Below are 369 nucleotides of genomic sequence, written 5' to 3' on the forward strand. Positions count from 1 at the left end.
TTTATATAGATTCTAAAAGTTATATTCATTATCGTTTACATGACTCAAATGTTCATGGACATCTAAATAAACTTTCAATTGCGACAATTAAAGAAAAATCCAAACAAGTCTTAAATGGATATTATCAAAGTCAGGTTAGAGAATTTATTAAATATTTAGACGTTTCTTCCGAGGAATATAAAATTTATAAATTGTTTTCAGGGAATTATTTTCAAAGAAATTATGTTATCTGGAGGTATAATAAGGATTTAATGAGAGATAACAAAAAAAAGATAGTTTTTATGATTCTTAATATGTTAAATTTTAGATAATATAGAGATGTATAAGAAAAAAATAAAAAGGTCGCTTGATTTCATTATATCTTTAGTG

General features: G+C 23.0%; 1 pseudogene. It reads left to right on the top strand.

The features are described from left to right. A pseudogene (locus tag B0A81_RS21765) lies at nucleotides 1-311 on the top strand (glycosyltransferase); the annotation flags it as partial. Nucleotides 312-369 lie beyond the last annotated feature (58 nt).

The sequence above is a fragment of the Flavobacterium plurextorum genome, from assembly GCF_002217395.1.
In the GTDB taxonomy this organism is placed as follows: Bacteria; Bacteroidota; Bacteroidia; order Flavobacteriales; family Flavobacteriaceae; genus Flavobacterium; species Flavobacterium plurextorum.